19 protein-coding genes and 1 pseudogene are annotated in these 23,340 nt (G+C 58.1%); 2 read left to right on the top strand and 18 right to left on the bottom strand.

Annotated elements, in window-relative coordinates:
* The 6 genes and pseudogenes from B9Z31_RS12105 to B9Z31_RS12080 all read right to left on the bottom strand — a co-directional run.
* Nucleotides 1-548, bottom strand: a pseudogene (locus B9Z31_RS12105) (hypothetical protein); the annotation flags it as partial.
* A gap of 109 nt (nucleotides 549-657) precedes the next feature.
* Complete coding sequence (guaA, locus tag B9Z31_RS12100; RefSeq protein ID WP_100119793.1) at nucleotides 658-2,298, bottom strand: glutamine-hydrolyzing GMP synthase; 1,641 nt, start codon at nucleotides 2,296-2,298, stop codon at nucleotides 658-660.
* Nucleotides 2,299-2,367: 69 nt separating this feature from the next.
* Nucleotides 2,368-3,837, bottom strand: a complete 1,470-nt coding sequence (guaB, locus tag B9Z31_RS12095; protein WP_100119792.1) for an IMP dehydrogenase — start codon at nucleotides 3,835-3,837, stop codon at nucleotides 2,368-2,370.
* Between the two features lie 103 nt (nucleotides 3,838-3,940).
* Complete coding sequence (locus tag B9Z31_RS12090) at nucleotides 3,941-4,849, bottom strand: class I SAM-dependent methyltransferase (protein ID WP_100119791.1); 909 nt, start codon at nucleotides 4,847-4,849, stop codon at nucleotides 3,941-3,943.
* Nucleotides 4,850-4,859: 10 nt separating this feature from the next.
* Nucleotides 4,860-5,228, bottom strand: a complete 369-nt coding sequence (locus B9Z31_RS12085) for an RnfH family protein (protein ID WP_100119790.1) — start codon at nucleotides 5,226-5,228, stop codon at nucleotides 4,860-4,862.
* A complete protein-coding gene (locus tag B9Z31_RS12080; protein WP_100119789.1) occupies nucleotides 5,221-5,661 on the bottom strand; it encodes a type II toxin-antitoxin system RatA family toxin in 441 nt (146 codons plus the stop codon). The genes B9Z31_RS12085 and B9Z31_RS12080 overlap by 8 nt, the downstream gene beginning before the upstream one ends.
* A gap of 94 nt (nucleotides 5,662-5,755) precedes the next feature.
* On the opposite strand from B9Z31_RS12080, the gene smpB reads away from it, so the two are divergent.
* On the top strand, nucleotides 5,756-6,244 hold the full coding sequence (smpB, locus tag B9Z31_RS12075; protein ID WP_100119839.1) for an SsrA-binding protein SmpB: 489 nt from the start codon (nucleotides 5,756-5,758) through the stop codon (nucleotides 6,242-6,244).
* Nucleotides 6,245-6,346: 102 nt separating this feature from the next.
* Here the strand turns inward: smpB and B9Z31_RS12070 are convergent, their stop codons facing one another.
* The 12 genes from B9Z31_RS12070 to B9Z31_RS12015 all read right to left on the bottom strand — a co-directional run bounded on the left by B9Z31_RS12070 (nucleotide 6,347) and on the right by B9Z31_RS12015 (nucleotide 22,416).
* Nucleotides 6,347-7,429 (bottom strand): enoyl-CoA hydratase/isomerase family protein, encoded by a 1,083-nt coding sequence (locus B9Z31_RS12070; RefSeq protein WP_100119788.1) that lies wholly within the window; start codon nucleotides 7,427-7,429, stop codon nucleotides 6,347-6,349.
* Entirely contained in the window at nucleotides 7,422-8,306 is an 885-nt protein-coding gene (locus B9Z31_RS12065; RefSeq protein ID WP_100119787.1) for a DMT family transporter, read from the bottom strand. The genes B9Z31_RS12070 and B9Z31_RS12065 overlap by 8 nt, the downstream gene beginning before the upstream one ends.
* Nucleotides 8,307-8,319: 13 nt before the next feature.
* Complete coding sequence (typA, locus tag B9Z31_RS12060) at nucleotides 8,320-10,137, bottom strand: translational GTPase TypA (RefSeq protein WP_100119786.1); 1,818 nt, start codon at nucleotides 10,135-10,137, stop codon at nucleotides 8,320-8,322.
* A gap of 13 nt (nucleotides 10,138-10,150) precedes the next feature.
* Entirely contained in the window at nucleotides 10,151-11,131 is a 981-nt protein-coding gene (gene truB, locus B9Z31_RS12055) for a tRNA pseudouridine(55) synthase TruB (protein WP_100119785.1), read from the bottom strand.
* Nucleotides 11,132-11,133: 2 nt separating this feature from the next.
* A complete protein-coding gene (gene rbfA, locus B9Z31_RS12050; RefSeq protein WP_100119784.1) occupies nucleotides 11,134-11,508 on the bottom strand; it encodes a 30S ribosome-binding factor RbfA in 375 nt (124 codons plus the stop codon).
* On the bottom strand, nucleotides 11,509-14,499 hold the full coding sequence (infB, locus tag B9Z31_RS12045) for a translation initiation factor IF-2 (RefSeq protein ID WP_100119783.1): 2,991 nt from the start codon (nucleotides 14,497-14,499) through the stop codon (nucleotides 11,509-11,511).
* A gap of 23 nt (nucleotides 14,500-14,522) precedes the next feature.
* A complete protein-coding gene (gene nusA / locus B9Z31_RS12040; protein WP_100119782.1) occupies nucleotides 14,523-16,007 on the bottom strand; it encodes a transcription termination factor NusA in 1,485 nt (494 codons plus the stop codon).
* Nucleotides 16,008-16,076: 69 nt separating this feature from the next.
* Nucleotides 16,077-16,640, bottom strand: a complete 564-nt coding sequence (gene rimP / locus B9Z31_RS12035; protein WP_100119838.1) for a ribosome maturation factor RimP — start codon at nucleotides 16,638-16,640, stop codon at nucleotides 16,077-16,079.
* A 159-nt stretch (nucleotides 16,641-16,799) separates the two neighbouring features.
* Entirely contained in the window at nucleotides 16,800-18,404 is a 1,605-nt protein-coding gene (locus B9Z31_RS12030; RefSeq protein WP_100119781.1) for an ABC transporter ATP-binding protein, read from the bottom strand.
* Nucleotides 18,401-19,435 carry an ABC transporter permease gene (locus B9Z31_RS12025; RefSeq protein ID WP_369804701.1) on the bottom strand — a complete coding sequence of 345 codons (1,035 nt, stop codon included), beginning with the start codon at nucleotides 19,433-19,435 and terminating at the stop codon, nucleotides 18,401-18,403. The genes B9Z31_RS12030 and B9Z31_RS12025 overlap by 4 nt, the downstream gene beginning before the upstream one ends.
* Nucleotides 19,436-19,491: 56 nt before the next feature.
* On the bottom strand, nucleotides 19,492-20,529 hold the full coding sequence (locus B9Z31_RS12020; protein WP_100119780.1) for a microcin C ABC transporter permease YejB: 1,038 nt from the start codon (nucleotides 20,527-20,529) through the stop codon (nucleotides 19,492-19,494).
* A gap of 3 nt (nucleotides 20,530-20,532) precedes the next feature.
* Nucleotides 20,533-22,416: an extracellular solute-binding protein gene (locus tag B9Z31_RS12015; RefSeq protein ID WP_100119779.1), complete on the bottom strand. Its 1,884-nt coding sequence runs from the start codon at nucleotides 22,414-22,416 to the stop codon at nucleotides 20,533-20,535.
* A gap of 37 nt (nucleotides 22,417-22,453) precedes the next feature.
* Here B9Z31_RS12015 and fabI point away from each other — a divergent pair, with 37 nt between their 5' ends.
* Nucleotides 22,454-23,269, top strand: coding sequence for an enoyl-ACP reductase FabI (gene fabI, locus B9Z31_RS12010; protein ID WP_100119778.1), 816 nt, complete (start codon nucleotides 22,454-22,456; stop codon nucleotides 23,267-23,269).
* Nucleotides 23,270-23,340 lie beyond the last annotated feature (71 nt).

The following is a 23,340-nucleotide window of genomic DNA, read 5'->3' as shown; positions in this document are numbered from 1 at the left end:
TTGATTGTGATTGACTCATTCACAACCACAGTCATCGTGATACCTTTAACTTTGGTTTGTCTGAATGCACGATAACCATCAAAGAAGTCTTCAGCAATGTTCTGAATCTTCGCTTCTTTGCCAACGAAATCTTGATAATGCTTTGTGTATGTCTTTATGTTCGTCAGACGACCTGCACTGATTTGACCACCTTCAACCAATTCAGTGACATGCTCAAGATACTTGTTCCGCAAATCTGACGCTGTCAGTGAGAATAATTTCTCACCATTCAATAGTCTTGCTTTGTACTGAATGTACTCAGCCTTTGCAATTTCAATTGCAATTAGTTTGTCTCTTGTCTTGAGAGATTTGCGAATGTACTTCTTCTCTTGCGAGATCCACATTCGTAATTGCCACACATCACCGCTGTGTGTGGTCCGAAAAATTCTGACTTCGCCATCATAGATTTCAAGAACATCGTGCATTCGCACTTGTTTTTGATTCTTGTTGAGACGCTTGATTTGCACATCAGCATCATTGTCAACAGCGGTAATTCGTGTTCGCAACATTTGTCACAGTAAAATTTGTAAATGCTTGATTTATAACGCATTTCCCAAAAGTCTGCAACAAGTTTGTAAGTTGTTTTTCTTTATAAATCAACAACTTACAAACAACCAATCACTCCCACTCGATGGTCGCTGGTGGTTTGGAGCTCACGTCGTAGGTGACCCGGTTGATGCCGCGCACTTCGTTGATGATGCGTCCTGACACCTTTTTGAGCAGCGCGTAAGGCAGCTCGGCCCAATCCGCCGTCATGAAGTCGCTGGTTTGCACCGCGCGCAGGGCCACCACGTAATCGTAAGTGCGGCCGTCGCCCATCACCCCCACACTTTTCACGGGCAAGAACACGGTGAAGGCCTGGCTGGTCAGGTCATACCAGGACTTGCCCGTTTCATCGGTGAAGTTGCGCAGCTCTTCGATGAAAATCGCGTCCGCACGGCGCAAAAGGTCGGCGTATTCTTTTTTAACTTCGCCCAAGATGCGCACACCCAAGCCTGGGCCTGGGAAGGGGTGGCGGTAGACCATTTCACGCGGCAGGCCCAGCGCCACGCCGAGTTCGCGCACTTCGTCTTTGAACAGCTCGCGCAAAGGCTCTAAGAGTTTCAGGCCCAGTTGCTCGGGCAAGCCGCCCACGTTGTGGTGGCTCTTGATGGTCACCGCTTTCTTGCTCTTGGCGCCACCGGACTCGATCACATCGGGGTAGATGGTGCCTTGGGCGAGGAAGGTCGCGCCTTTGACGGCTGGTCGGCCCTCATGGCCCTCTTTGCCGCCGTCGGCAGCTTTCAATTGGGCGGCTTGCTCTTTGAACACGTCCACAAACAAGCCACCAATGATCTTGCGCTTGGCTTCGGGCTCGCTCACCCCCGCCAACTTGCCGAGGAACAAGTCGCTCGCATCGACGCGGATCACTTTGGCGTGCAACTTGCCCACGAACATTTCCATGACCATGTCGCCTTCATTCAGGCGCAGCAAGCCGTGGTCCACAAACACACAGGTCAGCTGGTCGCCAATGGCGCGGTGGATCAAGGCGGCGGCCACCGACGAATCGACACCGCCCGACAGGCCCAGAATGACCTCTTCGTCACCCACTTGTTCGCGGATTTTGGCCACGGCTTCTTCGATGTAGTCGCCCATGATCCAGTCTTGGCGGGCCTTGCAAATGTCGAGCACAAAACGGTTGAGCAGCGCCTGGCCCTGCACGGTGTGCGTGACTTCGGGGTGGAACTGCACCGCATAGAAGTGGCGGGACTCATCGGCCATGCCGGCGATCGGACAAGCCGGGGTGGAGGCCATGACCTTGAAGCCGGGCGGCATGGCGGTGACTTTGTCGCCATGGCTCATCCAAACCTTGAGCATGCCGTGGCCTTCTGGCGTGGCGAAGTCTTCGATGCCTTGGAGCAGTTCGGTGTGGCCGTGGGCGCGGACTTCGGCGTAACCAAATTCGCGTGTCGTGCCCGCCTCCACTTTGCCGCCCAACTGCTGCGCCATGGTTTGCATGCCGTAGCAAATGCCCAGCACGGGGATGCCCAACTCAAACACGGCATCCGGTGCGCGGTCGTCGACTTCGTAGACGCTGGCGTGGCTGCCCGAGAGGATCACACCTTTGAGGTTGCCGTCCTTGGCGTACTCGCGCACCCAGTCGCTGCTCACGTCGCAGGGGTGCACCTCGCAAAACACATGCGCTTCGCGCACGCGACGGGCGATGAGCTGGGTGACTTGCGATCCGAAGTCGAGGATCAGGATTTTGGAGTGCTGCATGGCAGGCGCCGTATTAAAGAAATGAAAAGGCGTCTGGGTTGCAGACGCCTTGGAGGTCAAGGCGCGATTTTACTCAGCCCGGTAGTTCGGGGCTTCCTTGGTGATCTGCACGTCGTGCACATGGCTTTCGCGGATGCCCGCTGCGGTGATTTCCACAAACTGGGATTCGTTGTGCATGGCCTCGATCGTCGCGCAACCGCAGTAGCCCATGCTGGCCCGCAAGCCGCCGGCCATCTGGTAAATGATGGACACCACCGAGCCTTTGTAAGGCACGCGGCCTTCAATGCCTTCGGGCACCAGTTTGTCGGCGTTGGGGTTGCCGGTGCTGGACTCTTGGAAGTAGCGGTCTGCGCTGCCCTGCTGCATGGCACCAATGGAGCCCATGCCGCGGTAGCTCTTGTAGCTGCGGCCCTGGAACAACACGATTTCTCCGGGGGCTTCTTCGGTGCCCGCGAACATGCCGCCCATCATGACGGTGCCCGCACCAGCGGCAATGGCTTTGGCGATGTCGCCGCTGTAACGGATACCGCCGTCGGCGATGAGGGGCACGCCCGTGCCTTGGAGGGCCGTGGCCACCGAGTCCACCGCCATGATTTGCGGCACGCCCACGCCCGCCACGATGCGGGTGGTGCAAATGGAACCTGGGCCAATGCCCACTTTGACGCCGTCAGCGCCGGCGTCAACCAAAGCCAAAGCCGCAGCGCCTGTGGCGATGTTGCCGCCAATGACTTCGATGTGCGGGTAGTTTTGCTTGACCCAGCGCACACGGTCGAGCACGCCTTTGCTGTGGCCGTGGGCGGTGTCGACCACGATGGCGTCAACGCCTGCGCGCGACAAGGCCTCCACACGCTCTTCCGTGCCCTCGCCCACACCCACGGCAGCGCCCACGCGCAGTTTGCCAGCGGTGTCACGCGCGGCATTGGGGAAATTGAGCTGCTTGGTGATGTCTTTGACGGTGATCAGGCCCTTGAGCTCAAAGGCGTCATTCACGACCAGCAGGCGTTCGAGTTTGTGTTTGTTGAGCAAATGCTTGGCTTGCTCGGGCGTGGTGCCTTCGGGCACGGTGACCAGGCGCTCGCGTGGCGTCATGATTTCACTGACTTTTTGGTCGTAGCGGGTTTCAAAACGCAGGTCGCGTCCGGTCACAATGCCGACCACCTTGCCGCCATCGCAGACCGGAAAGCCCGACACGCCCAATTCATCGCTCAGGGCCATGACCTGGCGCACGGTGGTGTCGGGGGTGATGACGACCGGGTCGCGCAGCACGCCCGATTCATAACGCTTGACCTTGGCCACCTGGGCGGCTTGCTCTTGGGCTGTGAGGTTTTTGTGGACGATGCCAATGCCGCCTTCTTGGGCGATGGCGATGGCCAAGCGCGCTTCGGTCACGGTGTCCATGGCGGCAGACACCAGGGGCAAGTTCAGGCGGATGTTGCGGGTGAATTGCGTGGCAAGGGACGTGTCCTTGGGCAGGACCTGGGAGTACGCGGGGACGAGGAGAACGTCGTCAAAAGTCAGGGCTTTACCGAGTAGGCGCATAAGCTGAGGCTCCAAAAAATGGATTGTACCCGTGTAGAACAAGGGGTTTCCCTGATTTTTGGCCCCCAACAGGGCCAGCCAAGGCCGGCCCTCCCCCGCTGGCTCAGGCGTTTTGGTAATGCAGCACCTTGAGCGACTTTTCCGGGTCCCTGTCGGCAAACGCTGGAGGGTTGGCCAGCCGCTCCACAAACCGAAGGCCAGGGGCTGCTTCGGCCACCTGGGCGTGCAAAAAAGCCGTGTCCAACTCGGGCGCATTCAGGCAGAGCAAGACGTGGCCCTGAGGCTCCAAGAGGTCGGGAACGCGGCGGATCAGCTTGATGTAGTCCTTGGTGGCGATGAAGCTGCCCTTTTGGTAACTGGGCGGGTCGATCACGATCACGCCATACGGCCCCATTTTGCTGATCTTGCCCCAGGTCTTGAAGATGTCGTGGCCCAAAAAACGGGCTTTGGTGGGCAGCTTGTTGAGGCGGTGGTTTTGCTGGCCCACAGCCAAGGCGCCTTGGCTCATGTCCAGATTGACCACCTGCGCCGCCTCACCCTGCAAGGCCACCACAGAAAATGCGCAGGTGTAGGCAAACAGGTTGAGGATGTTTTCGTGCTTGGCATGGCGCCGGAGCCATTCACGGCCCTTGGCCATGTCCAAAAACAAGCCATGGTTCTGACCCCGCATCACATGAACCAAGTAGCGCGCACCTTGCTCGGTCACCACATGCGGCTCGGGCACGCAGCCAGCCATGAGACGGGTTTGCGCTTGGCCTTGGGCACGGCACTGGAACACCCAATTGAGCGGCTCGCCGGGGGCCAGGGTTTCCCAGCGCTGGGCCAGTGCCTGGTGACATTGGGCCAGCTCGTCCTCGCGCACGGCTTTGAAGCTGGTCAACACCCACACGGGTGCAAACCAGTCCAAGGTCCAATGCTCACAGCCGGGGTACATGCCGCCGCGGCCGTGGAAGACCCGATGCGCGTCAGCGGCCTTGTCCATCTGGGCGATGGCATCCAAAAGTGCTTGCATCTTGGCTGGCTCAATAACCGGCCGCAGAGCCGGCCTTGCGCTTGGCAAAAAGACCGGTACGCCCTTTGCCTTGGCCTTTGAAGCGCTGTCGGCGGGCGACCTTGGGATCCACCTTGAGAGGGCGGCACAGCTCAATCCGATCGTCAACGTTCACCCGCTGTGACCAAGGCACTTTTTTACCCCAAATGCCGGGTTGTTGAAACTGCAGGGATGACAAAGAGACGCCGTCGCTGGAAGTCTGATTTTGCAAACACAAAGCGATGCCCTGCTCCAGCACATCTTGAACGGTACTGCCGACGGGCACTTGCAAACGCATCTCATGGACATGCCGGGCCGACAGGCTCCAGCAGAGTGTGACACCCATCAGTTGCTCAGCCATAGACCGCTTCGGCACGTTTCACAAAAGCATCGACCAAGCTGGCCGCGATCTTGTCAAAGACAGGGCCCACCAGCGCCGCCAAGGTTTTGCTGGAAAAGCCGTATTGCAGATCCAGCTCCACTTTGCACGCACGCTGCGTCCCGTCGCCCACGGGCGTGAAGCGCCACATGCCGCTCAGGTTAGAAAAAGGGCCTTTGACCAGGCTCATCCTGACCGAGCGCCCCTCTTCATGGGTGTTGCGGGTGGTGAAGGTTTGCTCAATGCCGCCCAAGCTGATGCCGACCTCGGCGACCATGCCTTGCGCATCGTTTTCAAGCACGCTGGCACGGTCACACCAAGGCAAAAATTCAGGGTAACGCGCCACGTCGGTCACGAGGCGAAACATTTCCTCTGGTGTGTACCAGATGAGAACGGACTTGTGGATATTCTTCATACAATGCACCGATTGTAGTTTTCCGATCCGACTGTTGGCTGACCGCCAAAAAGCACGCCCTTGCGAACGGCAGTGCAGCCCTTATTTGCTCCTCATGGCCACCACCAAAAAGTCTCCTGCTGCTCCCGTTTTTGCCAAGATCGCCGAGAACAAAAAAGCGTCCTTCGACTATTTTTTTGAAGAGCGCTACGAGGCGGGCATGGTGCTGGAAGGCTGGGAAGTCAAAGCGATTCGCGAAGGCAAGGTGCAACTGACCGATGGTTATGTGGTGATCCGCAACGGCGAGTTGTTCATCATCGGTTGCCTGATCAACCCCCTCAAAACCGCGTCCACCCACATCAACCCCGAAGCCGCACGAACGCGCAAACTGCTGCTGAACAAAGAAGAGATCAAGCGCTTGATCGGCAAGATCGAGCAAAAGGGTTACACCCTGGTGCCGATCAATTTGCACTGGAAATCAGGCAAGGTCAAATGCGACATTGCGCTGGCCAAAGGCAAGGCCGAGCACGACAAACGCGACACCATCAAGGACCGCGAAGGCAAGCGCGAAGTGGAACGCGCCATGAAGAGCCGACACCGCTGAATTTCTGTAGGAGCAAGCGCTTGGTATTTTTGGGAGGCCGCCCCTGCGGCCGAATCTGCTCGCACAGCGGCAGATCAGGCATTCGCGAGCGGGGGTTCGCTCCTACGTTAAATCGCGCAGGGGGTGGTGCTCAGAGGGCCACGGGCTGGCAAAGAAGCGTGCCGCTTCTGACCCATCCACCTCTTCCACCCGGGCTGGTCTCCACTGCGGGGTGTGGTCTTTGTCGACCGCCAAGGCCCGGATGCCTTCCACCGTTTCACTGTCCGCCACCGAGCGCAGATGGAAACAGTGGTGCACCATGTCCCGCTCCATCCGAAGGTCGTCGGCCAGGCTCATTTGGCGGGCGCGGCGAATTTGTTCCAACGACACATGCAGCATCAATGGGGAGCGCTGGCGCAAAGCGTGGGCCGTTTTCTGGCTCCACTCATCAGACGCCGACTCCAAGCGGCTCAAGATGTCGGCCACCGCAGGCAAACCAAACACTTCGTCAATTTGCGGCTGAGGGCTGAGCTTTTCTGGGGTCAGGGCACCGGCTTGGGCCAAGACCCAGCGCTCCACCGATTCGGCGTTCTCAAAGGGGCTGCTGACCAAGGTTTGCCAGATGGGCTCCATCATGCCGCTGGGCAATGCGATGTCGGCCAACTTGGCGGCCACGGCCTGTGCCCCGCTCAGCATCTGCCCTGTCAAGGCCAGGTACTCACCCAGACGCCCCGGACAACGGCTGAGGAAATAGCCACCGCCCACATCCGGGAACAGGCCGATGTGGGTTTCGGGCATGGCCATCTTGGTGCGCTCGGTCACCACGCGAACGCTGGCACCCTGGCTGATGCCCATGCCGCCGCCCATCACGATGCCATCCATGAAGGCAATGTAGGGCTTGCTGTAGGTGTGGATCAGGTGATTGAGGCGGTACTCTTCGGTGAAAAAGTCCCCCAAACTGGCGTCACCCGCATGGGCGGCTTGGTGAAAAAATCGGATATCACCGCCCGCGCAAAAAGCGCCAAAGGGGCCCTCTTTGCCCGTCCCGCGGATGGCCACGGCCAACACTTGCGGATCGCTCTGCCATGCCAGCAGGGCTTGGGTCAGGGACCTCACCATGTCGAGCGACAAGGCGTTCAGCGCCTTGGGGCGGTTCAGTGTGATGCAGCCGATACGGCCTTCAACTTGCGCAACGACATCAGACATTGTTTTGCCTCCAGCCTAACCATTCATTGAGAAGCAAGGCCCCCAAGACAAGGCCTCCCCCGAAAAGCACACTCAGCTGAGGCGCTTCATTCGCACCCCACCACGCCAAAGCAATGCCAAAGACAATTTCGAGCAAGGCCAGCAAGGACACCTCGGGTGCCTGGAGGACCCGGGCACACACCACCGACAAAGCGCAGGGAATGGCCAGTTGGAACAAACCCAACAGGCCGAGCAGACCCACATCATGCGCCGAAGCCTGAAACGGGAAAGACAAAGGCCAAGTCAACAAGGTGGAGATCAAGGCGCCAAGCATGACCGAGGGCACCAAATCCAAATTTTGGCCTTCGCTTTGACTTTTTTGCACCAAGGTCCATTGCACGGAGGCCGCGATGGGCACACACAGGGCCACCAAAGAGCCCATCAGGAAATTCGGATCACCCAAGCTCAGCTGAGAACCATACATCCAGCCAATGCCAATGCCCGCCAGCACAATGGACAGCCAAGTTCGGGCCGGCAATCGGTGGCCCAAAAAAATCCGCGTGATCAGCGCCGTGAGCAAAGGGCCCACCGCCATGGTGATCAAGACATTGGCCACCGCCGTCAAGGTGAGCGCCACCATGAAGGCCGTGAACATGACACTCCAGCAAACGCCGGAGTACCAAAAATAGGGGCTCCGCCAGGGCAACCGTGACCAAACACCGCGGCCTTGCCACAAGGGCAAGATGACCACCAATGACAGCACCGTGAAGAAGCTGCGCCAGAAGGTCACTTCAAAGCTGCGGGCTTGCTCCAGGTGCCGCGTCACCACCCCAGCCATGGACCACAGGGCGGTGCAGCCCACCATGGTCCAAACGGCCAGGCCGTGGGTGAAACGCATGATCGTCAGCCGATCACTTGTTGCGCTTGCGGTCGCTTTCCTTCAGGAAGCGCTTGCGCAGACGCACGCTCTTGGGCGTGATTTCGACCAACTCGTCGTCTTCGATGAACTCGACACCGTATTCCAGCGTCAAGTCGATCGGGGGCGTGATCTTGATCGCGTCTTCCTTGCCGGACACACGGAAGTTGGTCAGCTGCTTGGTGCGGGTGGCGTTCACCACCAAGTCGTTGTCACGGCTGTGGATACCGACAATCATGCCTTCGTACACCGGATCGTTCGCCTTGACAAACATGCGGCCACGGTCGTCCAACTTGCCCAAGGCGTAGGTGAAAATTTCGCCATCGTCCATGGAAATCAGCACACCGTTCTTGCGGCCACCGATTTCGCCCTTGTGCGGCTCGTAGCCGTCAAAAATGTTGGAGATCAGACCGGAACCACGGGTCAAGTTCAGAAATTCGTTGGTGAAACCGATCAGGCCACGGGCTGGGATGCGGTATTCCAAACGGACGCGACCACGGCCATCGGGTTCCATATTGACCAACTCGCCCTTGCGCTCGCCCAGGGCTTGCATCACACCACCTTGGTGGGTTTCTTCGATATCGGCTGTCACCAATTCGATCGGCTCATGGCGCTCGCCATCGATGTCACGGTAAAGCACACGTGGCTTGGACACCGCCAATTCATAGCCTTCGCGGCGCATGTTTTCCAACAAGATGGTCAAGTGCAATTCACCGCGGCCAGCGACTTCAAAAATACCGTCTTCATCGGTTTCTTTGACGCGCAGCGCCACGTTGTGTTGCAGTTCTTTTTGCAGACGGTCCCAAATCTGGCGGCTGGTCACGAACTTGCCTTCACGGCCTGCCAAAGGCGAGGTGTTCACGCAGAAGTTCATGGTCAGTGTGGGCTCGTCCACCTTGAGCATCGGCAATGGCATCGGGTTGGCAGGGTCGGTGACCGTCACGCCAATGTTCAGGTCGGCAATGCCGTTGATCAACACGATGTCGCCAGGACCGGCTTCGGTCACTTGCACACGGTCCAGACCTTGGAAGGTCAGCACTTGGTTGACGCGCCCCTTGATGCTTGAGCCGTCGGCGCCTTCCATGACGACCACGTCCATGTTGGGCTTGACCGTGCCTTGGCTGATGCGGCCCACGCCGATGCGGCCCACAAAAGTGGAAAAGTCGAGCGCGGAAATTTGCAGCTGCAAAGGGGCTGCTGGGTCACCCGCATTGGGCTTGACGTGCTTGAGCACGGTGTTGAACAGGGCCGACATGTCAGGACCCCACTGCTCGCCAGGCGCGCCTTCATCCAGAGATGTCCAGCCGTTGATGCCGGAGGCGTAGACCACGGGGAAGTCGAGTTGCTCGTCGTTCGCGCCGAGTTTGTCGAACAAATCAAAAGCAGCGTTCACCACTTTGTCGGGGTTGGCACCGGGCTTGTCGACCTTGTTGACCACCACGATGGGCTTGAGGCCCAAAGCCAGGGCTTTCTTGGTCACGAAACGGGTTTGAGGCATGGGGCCTTCTTGCGCATCGATCAGCAAAACCACACCGTCCACCATGGACAAGGCGCGTTCCACTTCACCGCCGAAGTCCGCGTGACCGGGGGTGTCGACGATGTTGATGTGGGTGCCTTCCCAGCTCACGGCGCAGTTCTTGGCCAAAATGGTGATGCCACGCTCGCGTTCGATGGCGTTGTTGTCCATCACGGTGTCCACGATTTTCTCGTGGTCAGCGAAGGTGCCCGACTGGCGAAGCAGTTGGTCCACCATGGTGGTTTTGCCATGGTCAACGTGGGCGATGATGGCGATGTTGCGAATTTGCTTGGTCATGCTTTCTCTTCCTTTAAACCTGCTCGGCCAGCAACGGCGCGGTGGCAGGTGAACTTTCTAAAATCTGTTGAATTTCCATCGGGCTCAACAATCGACCCGGAATCAATTCGCCGCCATGCACAACCGCTGTTCCCAGCAAGGCACGAGGATGTTCTCCATACACGGCTACTTGATCACAATCACCCCAAGGGCCGCGTCTGCGCACCCCATTCAAAAATCGATCTGCACTGTCTTTGTCCAGCTGCACCTCGGTGTAACCCGGCAACAAGACATCCACAGCCTGCAATGCAGCCAATCGGTCGCACTCGTCCATGGCTTCCAGTTGCACCAATGACACACAGGCGGCTTCGGCAAAAGGGCCTGTCACCACGCGGCGCAAGGCGCTCAAGTGGCCGCCACAACCCAAAGCTTCAGCGATGTCTTCGCCCAAGGTTCGGATGTATGTGCCTTTGCTGCAACGCACACGCAAACGCAAAAAAGGCGCATCGCCCTGCAGTTGCATGTCCAGCAGCTCCAGATCATGGATCACCACGTTGCGCGCTTCGCGCTCAACGGTTTCGCCCTCTCGGGCATATTCGTACAAGGCCTTACCGTCCTTCTTCAGGGCGCTGTACATGGGCGGCACTTGGCTGATGGGCCCCATGAACCGATCGAGCACTTCCACCACCCTACCCGCTGTACATGACACTTCTCGGACAGCGATCACTTCGCCTTCGGCATCAGCCGTGCTGGTTTTCAAACCCAAACGAACCGTGGTTTCGTAAGTCTTGTCGGCATCCAGATGCTGCTGGCTGAATTTGGTGGCAGCTCCGAAGCACAGGGGCAAAACCCCCGTGGCCAAAGGGTCCAGCGTGCCCGTGTGGCCTGCTTTTTCAGCCCGCAACAACCATTTGGCTTTTTGCAAAGCTTGGTTGCTGGAGAGTCCCAGCGGTTTGTCGAGCAAAAGCACCCCGTGCACAGGGCGCCGCTGCACCCTGGTGCGTGGCGCGTTCATGCTCAGTCCTCCTGGGCGCGAGACGACACGGCCTTGGCGATCAGTGCATTCATGTCGGAAGCACGCTCGGTGGTGCGGTCAAACAAGAAGTGCAAAGTCGGCACGGTGTGGATGTGCAAACGCTTGAACAAACCATTGCGCAGAAACCCCGCTGCGGCGTTCAAGCCCTCTGTGGCCTCATCGGGGTTACCCGTCAAAACACTGAAATAGACCTTGGCGTGCGCGTAGTCAGGCGTGACCTCGATCGCATTGATCGTGACCATGCCCACACGCGGATCCTTCAACTCGCGCGCAATCAACTCGGCCAGATCCCGCTGGATCTGGTCGGCCACGCGGAAACCGCGGTTGGGCACAGAGGACTGCTTTTTGCGCGCCATTTACAGCGTTCTCGCAATTTCCTTGACGTCGAAGAATTCGAGGTAATCGCCTTCTTTGATGTCGTTGTAATTTTTGAGTTTGATACCGCACTCGAAGCCTTCTTTGACTTCGCGCACGTCGTCCTTGAGGCGTTTGAGCGAGTCGAGCTCACCGGTGTAGATGACCACGTTGTCGCGCAACAAACGGAACTTGGCACTGCGGGTGACCTGACCGGAGGTGACCATACAACCGGCCACCGTACCGATCTTGGAAGCCACGAAAACGGTCCGAATTTCGGCCATACCCATGATTTCTTCGCGTTGCTCTGGGGCCAACATGCCCGACATCGCCGCCTTGAGTTCGTCCACAGCGTCATAAATGATGTTGTAGTAATGCAAGTCAACGCCATTGCCTTCGGCCAATTTGCGCGCACCGGCATCGGCACGCACGTTGAATCCGATCACGATGGCTTTGGAAGCGATCGCCAAGTTGATGTCCGATTCACTGATACCGCCCACGCCGGAGTAGACCAACTGGACTTTGACCTCTTCGTTGGACAACTTGAGCAAGGAGGCGCCCAAGGCTTCTTGCGAGCCTTGCACATCGGCCTTGATGATGATGGGCAGCATCTTGACCTCGCCCGCCGACATGTCGGTGAACATGTTCTCGAGCTTGGCCGCTTGTTGCTTGGCCAGTTTGGTGTTGCGGAACTTGCCGGCACGGTAAGTGGCGATTTCGCGGGCACGGCGTTCATCGCCCATGACCATGAATTCGTCGCCAGCTTGTGGCACTTCGGTCAAGCCTTGAATTTCCACCGGGATCGATGGTCCTGCAGACTTGATGGCGGCGCCGTTTTCATCCAACATGGCGCGCACGCGGCCAAATGTCTGACCCGCCAGCACCACATCGCCCGTGTTCAACGTACCCGATTGCACCAGGATAGTGGCCACAGGACCGCGGCCTTTGTCCAAACGGGCTTCGATGACCAGACCCTTGGCAGCGGCTTGCACCGGCGCTTTGAGTTCCAACACCTCGGCTTGCAAGAGCACTTGCTCCAGCAGGTCGTCGATGCCCATGCCTGTTTTGGCGGAGACGGACACGAAGGGGGCATCGCCACCGAACTCTTCGGGCACGACTTCTTCGGCGATCAATTCACTGCGCACGCGCTCAATGTTGGCGTCGGGCTTGTCCATCTTGTTGATGGCAACCACGATCGGCACACCCGCCGCTTTGGCGTGTTTGATGGCTTCTTTGGTCTGGGGCATGACGCCGTCGTCACCCGCCACCACCAAGATGACGATGTCGGTGGCTTGGGCACCACGGGCACGCATGGCCGTGAAAGCCTCGTGACCGGGCGTGTCCAGGAAAGAGATCATGCCGCGAGGCGTTTCGACGTGGTAAGCGCCAATGTGCTGCGTGATGCCGCCGGCTTCACCCGAAGCCACTTTGGCTCGGCGGATGTAATCGAGCAGCGAGGTTTTACCGTGGTCAACGTGACCCATGACGGTCACCACAGGGGCGCGCGGCAAGGCTTCTGCATGTTGATCCAACACTTCGTCGTCAGTGAAAGCTTCTGGGTCATCCAGGGCAGCAATCACCGCTTTGTGACCCATTTCTTCCACCACGATCATGGCGGTGTCTTGGTCCAAAGGTTGGTTCATCGTGGCCATTTGGCCCAGCTTCATCAGGTGCTTGATGACCTCCGAAGCCTTGATCGCCATCTTGTGCGCCAACTCGGCCACGGTGATGGTTTCGGGAACGTGCACTTCCAAGACGCGCACTTCCGCGGGCGCTTGCTGGCTGTGACCTTCGTCACGGTCGCGCTCATTGCCACGGCGACCACGGGGGCCTGTGCGCCAGTTGTTGCGGCCCACACCACCGCTGGTGTCACCACGGGTTGGAATGGCTTTCTTCTTGGCCGGATCCCCTGCCCAGCTGGAAGACAGCTTGGCAGATTTGACTTCTTTGTTGCCACCGGGCGCAGCAGGTGCGGCATTTTGAGCGGCAGCGGCACGTGCACCGGGCGCAGGCGTGCCTGCGGGTTTGTGCAAAGTGCCTTTGACCGCCGCTTTGGCCTCAACCTTGGGCTCTTCTTTCTTGGCAACCAACACCTTTTTAGGGGCATTCATCATGGAGCGGATGGCTTCGGCTTCGGCCAATGCCTTGCGGCGGCGTGAATCCAAATCAGCGGCACGCGCCGTGTCTTCGTCGGCTTTGGCCTTCGAATCGGCAGCCGCCTTCAAGGCCACAGCTTCGCGCGCTTCTTGATCGGTTTTGGCTTTGGCCACAGCCGCTTCGGCCGCTTCAATGGCCTTGGCAGCCGCCACAGTTTCAGCGGAAATCGTTGGCGCTGCAGGTGCAGACTTGACCTGAGAGGCGGCATTGATGCTGGCCGCTTCGGCGCGGGCCAGCTCTTGACGCTCGTCGCGGCTCAAGGTCGGCTTGGCAGGCACAGCTTGACCCGCCGCCACAGCCGCAGCGTCGGCAAGCGATTGAACCTCAGCGCGAGCCTGGGCTTCTTGGGCCTGCAATTCGCTGCGCTGTTGGGCTTCTTGCGCTTCACGCAGACGGCGCTTTTCAGCCAACTCTTCTTCTTGACGTCGGATCAATTCGGCTTGTCGGCGGGCCTCTTCTTCGCGGCGGGCCAAGTCGGCGTGGTCGATCACGGGCTCTTGTGGTTCTAAAGCGGGCGCTTCTTGCACAGGCTCGTCATCGCGTTTGATCAAGGTGCGTTTTTTGCGCACTTCCACCTGGATGGTGCGGGCCTTGCCCGATGCATCGGCTTGTTTGATCTCGCTGGTGGACTTTTTGACCAGGGTGATTTTTTTGCGATCAGCGGTCACGGTGCCGTGACTGGCTTGCAAATAACTGAGCAATTTTTGCTTGTCAGCGTCGGTCAGCGTGTCGCTGACAGCGCTTTTGACGACGCCAGCCGATCGCAATTGATCGAGCAAAACATCGGCAGATTTTTTGAGTTCATTGGCGAACTCGGCAACAGTGGTACTGGACATATTGTGTTCAAGCCTCCATAGCTTCAGGCCTGGCCTGCGAACCAATGTTCGCGGGCTTTCATGATCAGGGCGGTCGCCTCTTCAGCAGTCTGAGCAGTGATGTCAGTCAGTTCGTCGGTGGCCAAGTCAGCCAAATCGTCACGGGTGTGGATGCCCGCTTCAACCAGCTTGGAAATCAGCTCAGGCGTGAGGCCTGGCAGGTCACGGAGGTCTTGCGACACGTCTTCAACGCTTTCTTCGCGTGCAATTTCGAGGGTCAAGAGCGCGTCTTTGGCGCGCGTGCGCAACTCGTTGATGGTGTCTTCGTCGAAGCTCTCGATTTCCAGCATTTCCTGGATCGGCACATAGGCCACTTCTTCGAGGCTTGTGAAACCTTCGCCGATCAGGATGTCTGCAATTTCTTGGTCCACATCGAGCTTTTCCATGAACAACTGGCGGATGCCTGTGGTTTCTTCGGCCTGCTTTTGGGCCGATTCGGCAGCGTCCATGATGTTGATTTTCCAACCCGTGAGGTCAGAAGCCAAACGCACGTTTTGACCACCACGGCCAATCGCGATCGCGAGGTTCTCTTCGTCCACCACCACGTCCATGGCGTGCTTCTCTTCGTCCACCACGATGGACTGCACATTGGCAGGCGCCAAGGCACCGATCACGAACTGGGCGGGGTCTTCACTCCACAACACGATGTCGACGCGCTCGCCCGCCAACTCGTTGGTGACGGCATTCACACGGGTGCCGCGCACACCGACACAGGTGCCAATGGGGTCCACACGTTTGTCGTGGGACAACACAGCGATCTTGGCGCGCGATCCAGGATCACGGGCGCAGGTTTTGATTTCAAGCAGACCTTGCTCGATCTCGGGCACTTCCTGACGGAAGAGCTCGATCATGAACTCCGGCGCCGAACGCGACAACAAGATCGGGGCGCCACGCAAGGTCAAGTCCACTTCCATGATCATGGCGCGAACACGGTCACCGCTGCGCAGGTTTTCCTTGGGGATCATCTCGCTGCGACGCAGGCGGCCTTCGATGCGGCCAGACTCACAGATGATGTCGCCCTTGTCCATGCGTTTGACGGTACCGACAAAAATCTTCTCGCCACGCGACATGAAGTCGTTGAGCAGCATTTCGCGCTCTGCATCGCGGATTTTTTGCAAGATGACCTGTTTGGCGGCCATGGCACCAATGCGGCCAATCGGCAAAGACTCGATCGGCTCTTCGATGTACTCGTCGACCTCAATGTCCGGAATTTGCTCTTTGGCTTCGAACAACAAGATTTCCTGCTCGGGCAACTGCAGACCCGCCTCATCGGGAACCACATGCCAGCGGCGGAAAGTTTCGTAATTGCCGTGGTCGCGGTCGACAGAGACGCGGATGTCCACTTCGCCCGAATACAACTTTTTGGTGGCTTGGGCCAGTGCGGCCTCCACAGCACCAAACACCACGTCGCGCTCAACGTTCTTTTCACGTGAGATGGCTTCAACCAACATCAACATTTCGCGATTCATGAATGACTCTCCTGTTCCACTGGGTCCGTGATTCAGACCCGATATAAATGCTCGAAACCCGACACCCGGTCAGGCTTCAACCTTTGGCTTGCGCCCTTTGAAATCCACCACGGGGGCCAATCGGGCCTCGCGCAATTCGTCCAATGTGAAGCCCAACGCGTTCAAAGGCGCCGGGATCCGTTTTTTACTGATTCTTTGACCGGGTTTGCCGACGGGCTCATCGCTCCAGACGATTTGCCAACCCGTGTTGTCCGCTGTTCGCTCCAGCGCGCCCCGGAATTTTTTGCGGCTGGCACTGACCAAACCCACAGCGTTCTCACCCATGGGCGCCTTGAGGGTGATGTCGATCAATTCACCGGCAAAGCGTTCAAAATCTTGTTCATGGCGCAATGGGCGGTCGATGCCGGGAGAGGACACCTCCAGCCGGTTGTAAGTGACGCCATCGACTTCAAGGGCAAACTGAAGTTGCCGATTGACTTTTTCGCAGTCTTCCACATTGATGAACAGCTCAGTGCCTGCTTGCCAGGGAAAATCGATGGTGATGCGCAACAAACCGCCCGCTGTGCGGTCAATTTCGACCAGGTCATAGCCCAGGCCGGTCACGGTTTCTTGAACAATTTGCTGCAATGCCACAGAGCTTCGAAATTTCAACGTTAAAAAAGAAAGACCCAAAAAAAACGGGCGGTGAAAACCCGCCCGTTTGGTCGTGAAGCCAATATTCTAGCTCAAAAACGTGCTAAGTGCGTGATTTTGAAGGAAAACACAGAGCGAACGGAGGGTGGATGCAGCCCATCAGGTAAAGGCTTCGAGCAAACGGCGGGTGTAGGCGTGGGCCGGATCGCTCAAGACCTGAAGGGCATCTCCCGCCTCCACCACCTGCCCGGCCTTCAACACCAAGACCTGATGTGACATGGCCTTCAACACATCGATGTCATGGGTGATCAACAAGTAGGCCATCCCGCGTTGGGTTTGCAAGGTCTGCAGCAATTGCAGGATTTGCTTTTGCACAGTGACATCCAAAGCACTGGTCGGCTCATCCAAAACAAGCAAAAGGGGTTCCATCACCAAGGCGCGCGCCAAAGCGATGCGCTGTCTTTGACCGCCTGAAAAGGCATGGGGGTAACGGTTGAGCAAATCAGGAAACTCCGCCACAGACAAACCCACCTCGGCCAAGGTGCTGTACACCTTGGCCTGAATTTGTGGCTCGGACAGCTGGGGGGCATGCCAGCGCAAACCTTCCGAGACGATTTCCCCGACCGTCATGCGAGGCGACAAACTGCCATACGGGTCCTGGAACACCACTTGGACCTTTTGGCGCAAGGCTTTGTCTTGGGCGGGTGCATGGCGCCATGTTTCGCCGCCAAAGGACAAAGTCCCCGCAAAGGGAATCAAGCCAAGCACCGCTTGCGCCAAACTGGATTTACCGGAACCGGACTCGCCCATCACCCCCAAGGTTGTGCCCGGTCTGATGCTGAAGTCTGCGCCCTGCAAGGCGGTGAATTCACTTTTCCGGAACCAATGACGAAATCCAGCTGTGGCCATGGGATAGCGCACCTGAAGGTTTTGGGCCTCCAGCAAAGGCAAAGCCTGAGGCACATCCAGACTGGCGTCTGCCAAACCCTCCCGGCTGGGTCGACTGTCCAGCAACTTTTGGGTGTACGGGTGTTGCGGACGGGTGAACACCTCCGACAAGGTCCCCTGCTCAACCAATTGCCCCTTTTCCATGACCGCCACACGGTCCGCGAAATGACGCACCAAAGACAAATCGTGGGTGATCAAGAGGACAGCCATGCCGGTTTTTTGTTGCAGCTCGGCCAGCAGCTGGAGCATCTGCAATCGCAAACTGGCATCCAGCGCCGTCGTCGGCTCATCGGCCAGCAACAGTTGGGGCTCAGAGGCCAGCGCCATGGCCATCATGGCGCGTTGGCGTTGTCCGCCAGACAACTGGTGGGGATAGGCCGAGAAACGCCGCTCTGGATCGTCGATGCCGGTATCGGCCAGCCATTGCACGGCACGGACATCGGCTTCGCGGTGGGTCAACAACTTTTTGAGCTGTAAAACTTCTGAGATTTGCTGGCCCACCGTCATCAGCGGGTTGAGCGCCGTCATCGGCTCTTGGAAGATCATCGCGATCTCGTCGCCACGGATGCTTTGCATCGCGTTGGCTGAGCGCAGCAGCAGATCTTCACCCCGCCAAAGCACCTGACCCGTCAACTGCGCAGATTCCAGCAAACGCAACACCGACAAAGCGGTGACCGATTTACCCGAGCCAGACTCGCCCACCAAGGCCACCCGCTCGCCCGCTTGGATGGACAAATTGAGACCGTGCACGACGGCCTGAGCGCCGAAAGCGATGCGCAGGTCTTTCAAGGCCAACAGGGGTTGGGGGGTGCTCATGCTTGGGCCTTTCGAGGATCTAACGCATCGCGCAGCGCGTCCCCCATGAAGGTCAGCAGCAGCAAGGTCACCACCAGCACAGCGAAAGTGGACAAAGAGATCCACCAAGCATCGATGTTGTTTTTGCCTTGCGCCAACAACTCGCCCAGTGAAGGCGTGCCCGGTGGAACACCCAAACCCAGAAAATCAAGCGAAGTCAGTGCCAGGATGGCGCCACTCATTCGGAAAGGTAAAAAAGTGACGACCGGGGTCATGCTGTTGGGCAAAACATGTCGCCAGATGATGGCCCAGTGTCCCAAACCCAGCGCACGGGCCGACTTGACGTAATCGAGTTGGCGGTTGCGCAAAAATTCGGCCCGCACATAGTCCGACAAACCCATCCAGCCAAACAAACTCAGAAGTACCAACAACAGACCGACACTGGGTTCAAACACCGCTGAAAAAATGATGAGCAAATACAACTCCGGCATGGCACTCCAGATTTCAATGAAGCGCTGAAACACCAGGTCGGTCTTGCCCACGAAAAAGCCTTGCACAGCCCCTGTCAGGACGCCCAGCAACACACCAAACAGCGTCAGCGCCATGGCAAACAAGACCGAGACACGAAAGCCATAAATCAAACGCGCCAAGACATCGCGCCCCCGGTCATCGGTGCCCAGCCAGTTGCGGCTTGTCGGTGGTGCCGGGTTGGGCAGGGGCGCAAAATAATCGAGCGTGCTGTGGTGGTAGGGGTTGGGCGCTTGCAAAGCCCAGTTGCCATTTTTATTCAGTTGCTGCTGTATGAACGGGTCCAGGTAATCGGCGGGCGTTTCAAAATCGCCACCAAACACTTTCTCTGGCAGGGTTTGCACAACGGGGAAATACCAATGCCCATCAAACCGCACGAGCAAAGGCTTGTCATTGGACAAAAATTCAGCGCCCAAACTCAGCAAAAACAGCGTGACAAAAACGATCAGGCTCCCAAAGCCCAAGCGGTTGCGACGAAAGCGCTGCCAAGCCCGCGCCGAGGGAGAGAGCTGCGCTGGTGACATCGGCGCAGCTGTTTGAGAAACGTTGGACATGTCGTGTGAGACCTGCAGGTGTGTGTTCATGCATCAAACTTCACGCGAGGGTCTACCCACAGATAGCAAAGATCGCTGATGAGCTTGGTCACCAACCCGATCAGCGTGAACAAATACAAAGTGCCCAACACCACGGGGTAGTCCCGCCGAATCACAGCCTCATAGCTGAGCAAGCCCAGACCATCGAGCGAAAACAAGGTTTCGATCAGCAAAGAACCAGTGAAAAAAGCACCGATGAACGCCGCAGGAAAACCAGTGACCAGGGGAATCAAGGCGTTGCGCATGACATGGCGGTACAACACGCGGTTTTCGCTCAGGCCTTTGGCACGTGCGGTCAGCACGTACTGCTTGCGTATTTCTTCCAAAAAGGCATTTTTGGTCAGCATGGTGATCACCGCAAAAGAGCCCAGCACACTGGCTGTGACCGGCAAGGCGATGTGCCATAAATAGTCCACCACTTGAGCCCCCCAACTGAGTTGATCCCAATTGGACGAGGTCAGGCCGCGCAAAGGAAACCATTGCAGTTGCCCGCCAAAGACCACCAGCAATGCCACGCCCAAGACAAAGCCCGGAATGGCATAACCCACCAACACCAGCAAGCTGGTCAGGGTGTCAAAACGCGTGCCGGCACGCACCGCCTTGGCAATGCCCAAAGGCACCGAGATCAAGTAACTCAGAAAAAACGTCCACAAGCCCAAACTGATGGACACAGGCAGTTTTTCCTGAATCAGGCTCCAGACATCCTTGGGATAAAAAAAGCTTTGACCCAGATCGAATTGGGCAAACTGTTGGAGCATCATCCAAAACCGCTCGACGGGTGGCTTGTCAAAGCCGTAGAGTGTTTTGATTTCGGCAATGCGGGCGGCATCCACGCCTTGTCGGCCGCGGTAGCCGCTGCCCGCTGCCGCAGCGCCCTCCCCGCCGGTGTCTCGCCCCTGCAATTGCGCCACCATTTGCTCCACCGGGCCACCGGGTACAAACTGGATCACCACAAAGGTCATCAACAAAACCCCGAACAAGGTCGGGACCATCAACAGCAAGCGTTTGAAGATGTAGGCCAACATGGGTCAGGGCGCTTTCTGCAGGGCTGATGAGGCCACTTTGGGTGGTGTTGCAGTAGGCGACCACCACACCGAAGTCACGAGTTTCTCAGGCTGGTAAAACCTGGGCAGTTCAGGCGGTCTGTCGAAGGCGGCAGCACGCCACGACACCCGGTGCACCGCGCCGTACCAATGCGGCACCACATGGTGGCCATGACGCAACACGCGGTCAAGTGCCCGCAGGCGCGGGACGAGTTCAGCACGGGTGGTGGCGCTCACAGCCTTGTCGAGCAATGCGTCCACGGCAGGGTCTTTGAGGCCCAGAATGTTGCCAGACCCCTCCACGTCAGCCGATTTGGAGCCAAAGCGCTCGATCAGCTCCGTGCCTGGCGCCTCGCTGCCCACGGTGCGGTTGCTCACGATGTCAAAGTCAAAGACGTCCATGCGCTTTTGCAGCAGTGCAAAGTCGATCACTTTGTAGCGGACCTGAATGCCCAATTTTTCCAGGTTCTTGGCAAAGGGCGTGACCACCCGCCCCATGGAGCCAGAACTGTCCAAAAATTCGATGCTCAAGGGCTGCCCCTTGGCATTGCGCAAGGCGCCATCGCGGTAGCGCCAGCCTGCAGCTTCAAGCAAGTCCCGGGCTTGGCGCAAATGGTCGCGCAGGGTATGGCCCGATGCGGGGTCGAGCGCAGTTTGCGGCGGCTGGGGCACGGCTTGCTCAAACACGGCGGGCGGAAGTTGCGCTCGCAAGGGCTCCAGCAACCGCAACTCGTCAGGGCCTGGCAAACCCTTGGCCTCGAAATCGCTGGCCACAAAAAAACCACGCACCCGGCTGTAAGCGTTGTAGAACAACTGGCGGTTGAGCCATTCAAAATCCATGGCCAAGGCGATCGCTTGGCGCACCCGCACATCTTTGAAGTGCTCTCGGCGCAAATTGAATTGAAAACCCTGGAAGTCGCCCGCATTGCCATGCGGCAACTCGGCCTTGATCAATGCCCCACGGTCAAACGCCCGGCCCGTGAAAGCACGGGCCCATTCACGGGCCACAAAGGACTGCATGTAATCGAACTCGCCGGCCTTGAACGCTTCGAGTTGGGCGGTGCTGTCCTTGTAAATTTTGTAGGTGATGCGGTCAAAGTTGAACTGCCCCTTGCGCACATTCAGATCTCGGGCCCAATAGGCCGGGTCCCGCACATAGGTGATGTCTTTGCCAAACTGCACCGGGCCGATGCGGTAGGGACCCGAGGCGATGGGCATGTCCATGACCATTTGGTCAAAGGCTTTGTGCGCATCGCCCTGCAAACCCCACTTGCGACTGAAAACGGGCATCGCGCCCACGATCAAGGGCAGCTCACTGTTGGGACGTAAAAAATCAAACCGAACAGCGCGTTCAGCCAGCACCGTCGCACTTTTGACCTCGCCAAAATAGGTGCGGTACTGGGGCGCAGCCTGCTTGCTGGTGAGGCGCACAAAGGCATGGTGAACGTCGGCCGCCAACACCGGGTCACCGTTGTGGAACCGGGCTTGCGGGTGAATCTGAAAGACCACCGACATGCGGTCGGCGGCGACCTGGATGTCGGAGGCCAGCAAACCATAGGCCGTGGTCGGCTCGTCCATATTGCTCACCAGCAAGGTGTCGAACATCATGTTCAACAGGGCAGGCGGTGCACTGCCTTTGAGTGTGAAGGGGTTGTACTTGTCGAAGTTGGTTTGCCGAGTGGGGGGCACCAACACGATCTCGCCCCCCTTGGGGGCGGCAGGATTGACGTAGGCGAAATGGGCAAAACCTGCGGGGTAGCGGATGTCGCCAAACTGCGCATAGGCATGTGCAGCCCACGCATGACCCGTGGTGCAAAGCCCAAGGGCCAGCAAGCAGTGTGTCCAGATTCGGGCCAGGGGTCTTCGCATGCGACAATTCTGCACACATTTTTGAGGAGTTGAAGACATGACAACAAAAACAGGATTTCTCTCGGGAAAAAAGCTGCTGATCACCGGCGTGCTGTCCAACCGCTCGATCGCCTATGGCATTGCCAAGGCCTGTCACGCACAAGGCGCCGAGCTGGCGTTCAGCTACGTGGGTGAGCGCTTCAAGGACCGCATCACCGAATTCGCTGCCGACTTTGACTCCAAACTGATTTTTGATTGCGATGTGGGCAGTGACGAGCAGATTGAAAAACTGTTCACCGATCTGTCGGCCACCTGGCCCAAGTTCGACGGTTTTGTGCACGCCATTGGTTATGCGCCACGAGAAGCCATTGCGGGCGACTTTCTGGACGGCTTGTCCCGCGAAGGCTTCAAAATCGCCCACGACATCAGCGCCTACAGCTTTCCCGCCATGGCCAAAGCCGCCCTGCCCTACCTGAACGACAAATCGGCCGTGCTGACCCTGACCTATTTGGGCGCGATCCGCACCGTGCCCAACTACAACACCATGGGTCTGGCCAAAGCGAGCTTGGAAGCGTCGGTGCGCTACCTGGCCGAGTCGCTCGGCAGCCAAAACCGGGGCCTGCGGGCCAACGGCATCTCGGCGGGCCCCATCAAAACATTGGCCGCCAGCGGCATCAAGGGCTTTGGCAAGATTTTGTCGGTGGTGGCCGAAGCCTCACCCATTCGCCGCAATGTGACCATCGAGGACGTCGGCAACGTGGCGGCCTTCATGTTGAGCGATTTGGCTGCGGGTGTGACCGCCGAAATCACCTATGTGGATGGTGGTTTCAGCCAAGTGGTCGGCGGCATTGCGGAGCCTACTCCGGCCGCTTGAGGGGTCCCATCCCGACATGAAAAAACGGCCCAGGCCGCTTTTTTCATGTCTCCCCGCGGGTGAGTTGGGGC

It is taken from the genome of Limnohabitans sp. G3-2, from assembly GCF_002778275.1.
Taxonomy (GTDB): Bacteria; Pseudomonadota; Gammaproteobacteria; order Burkholderiales; family Burkholderiaceae_C; genus Limnohabitans_A.
The sequence above is the reverse complement of the archived record's forward strand: the minus strand, read 5'-3'. Positions and strand labels throughout refer to the sequence as shown.